At 72.4% G+C, this 2,680-nt stretch carries 1 protein-coding gene; it reads right to left on the bottom strand.

The features are described from left to right. Positions 1 to 2,447 (bottom strand): S8 family serine peptidase (locus tag AB0B48_RS32815; protein ID WP_357208477.1); only part of this gene is annotated, 2,447 nt, incomplete at its 3' end. Positions 2,448 to 2,680 lie beyond the last annotated feature (233 nt).

Raw genomic sequence — 2,680 nt, 5'->3', positions numbered from 1 at the left:
GCCGACGCGTCGGCGACGTACACCGCGTCCAGCTGACGCCGGCCGGCCGGCAGCGCCGGGGTCGCCCGCTTCACCAGCAGATCGTCGTACGAGCGACCGCCGGCCGAAACGGTCAGGGCCGGCTGCTCCAGCCGCCACCGGGCACCGAACTCGAACTCGCCGTCGGTCACCGGACGGCTCGTCGGCAACGCCCACATGCTGTCGTACGAGTCGTCGGGCAGCACCTGGCTCTCGGTGAGACCGTTCTTCGTGGAGCGGTGGATGTCCATCCGCAGCGCGCTGGCGGCGGCCTCCTGCGGCACCCGGGCCTGCACCTGTCGGGCGGCCCGCGCGTCCAGGGTGACGGTGCGGTCGCGGTCCAGGTTCACGTCGGTGAAGCTGAGCATCGCCATGCCCTTGGAGTGCGGCCCGTGCACACCCCGCACGTCCGCGGAGATCCAACCGTTCCACGAGCCCACCGGCAGCCGCAGCGTGGCGGTGCCGCTCTCGGGCAGGTCCACGGCGGTGAAGAGAGTGTCGGCGGTGAGGATGACCTTGCCGACGAGCGGCTTGCCGTCGCGGTCCTTGGCAACCAGCGTCAGGTTCTGCCGCTGACCCTCCTTGCCGGCGCCGATCAGGGTGCGCCCACGCACCGCACCGGTCCCGTCGGTGGCGACGATCATGCCGCTGACCTGCTTCTCCACCGGCAGCTTGTCGTACGCGGCGGTCACCGTCACGGTGGCGGTGCGGCCCGCGGGCACTGTCACCCGGTCGGCGGAGAGCGCGAACAGCCCGGCCGGCGCGGTGGCCGCGTCGAGGGCCAGCCTCAGGTCGACCGACGCGCTGCCGAGGTTGGTGTAGGTGACCGTACGGTCGACGGTCGCGCCCGCCTGCTGCGGCCACGCCTGGAAACCGGAGTAGGCGCTCGGGGTGGCGAAGACGGTGGCGTGCGCGGCGGCGACCGCGTCGACCCGGCCGGCACCCGCCTGGTACGGGGTGTACTCAGGGGTGGCCTTCACCGTGCTGACCAGCGCTTCCTTGATCCGCTGACCGGTCCAGTCCGGGTGCGCGGCGGCGACCAGCGCGGCCGTGCCGGCCACGTGCGGGGTGGCCATCGACGTGCCGCTCATCAGGGTGTAGTCGCCGGAGCCGCCCCGCACGAGGTGCGAGCGGGCCGCCAGGATGTCCACGCCGGGGGCGGTGATCTCGGGCTTGAGCCCGCCGTCGCCGGCGCGTGGCCCCTGGCTGGAGAAGTCGGCGAGGTGATCGGTGTTGTCCACGGCGCCCACTGTGAGCGCGGAGTTGGCGGCACCCGGGCTGCCGATGCTGGCCGGGCCGCTGTTGCCGGCGGCGATCACGAAGAGGGCGCCGGTCTCGGCACTGAGTCGGTCGACCGCCTGGCTCATCGGGTCGCTGCCGTCGGTGGCCTCACCGCCCAGGCTCATGCTGACCACCCGGGCCTTCTGCTCACGGGCCGCCCACTCCATGCCGGCGATGATCCACGAGTCCTGTCCGCTGCCCTCGCTGTTGAGCACCTTGCCGATGTGCAGCCGGGCACCCGGGGCGACGCCCCGCTCGGCGCCACCGGATGCGGCGCCGGTGCCGGCGATCGTCGAGGCGACGTGCGTGCCGTGGCCCTTGTAGTCGAGGATGTCGGGTTCGCTCGGCACGAAGCTGCTGGACTCGGCGATCTGACCGACGAGATCCGGGTGTTCGGCGTCCGCACCCGAGTCGAGCACCGCGACGTCGACACCGGTCGCGGTGTTGCCCTCGGCCCACAGTTTGGGCGCGCCGATCTGCGCGGTGGACTCGGCCAGGTCCGCGTGCACCCGACCGTCCAGCCAGACCTTCGCGATGCCGTTCGCCAGGGTCGGGGCGTCACCCGTACGCCGGGTCGAAGCGGCGGTCAGCGCGGTCCAGAACCGGTCGGCGGTGGCGCGCTGGCGGGTCAGCGCCGCACCCTGCACGCTGTCCAACTGTCGGACCAGCGTGGCGCCGTCGACTGAGGGGCGGGTGCGGGTGCGGGCCGCCGCGTCGGTCATCGTCACGATCAACGGAAGCGCGTCGGTGTGCGCGTCGTCGTAACCGTCGGCGATGAGGTCGGTGACGTTGAACAGTTGCCGGTCCAGCACGCCGCTCGTCACATAGGACAGCGCGGCGTCCGGGTAGACGTAGGTGTCGCCGTCGCGCACGGTGCGGTGGAAACTCGGGGTGCTGCCGTCCGGCCGACGCACCGTCGACACCGTGCTGCCGTCCGCCGCGGTGGTGACGGTGACCGTGTCACCGGTGATCAGGGTGACGGTGGACGCGCGTCCGGCGGCGGCCGGGGGTATGCCCGCCGGGCGGTCGGGGTTGTTCGGCGGGGCGGCGGACGCTCCCGCGCCGGGTGGGGTGAACCCGGCCGCCAGGGTGAGGGCGGCGCCGAGGGCGATCAGCCCGGATCGGCGGCGCCGGTGAGACAGAGCCACGATGACCTCTTTGTGTCGAGAAGTGGTACGCACCACAGCATCGACGCAGATCCCACCCCAACCACGCCCCACCCCCCGACGCACCTACGCCATGGCACAACCCCGCCACCCCTGGCGCCGCCCTCCCCGCCCCGCACGCGCCCCGACCCCACCCTGCCGCGCCGATCTTGCACTTTCTGTCGCGACCAAAGTAGACAATACTGACGCAACCACAACCGAAAGTGCAATAACGA

The sequence above is a fragment of the Micromonospora sp. NPDC049089 genome, from assembly GCF_040648775.1.
GTDB lineage: Bacteria > Actinomycetota > Actinomycetes > Mycobacteriales > Micromonosporaceae > Micromonospora.
Note: the sequence above shows the minus strand (reverse complement) of the source record. Positions and strands in the feature narration are given on the sequence as shown.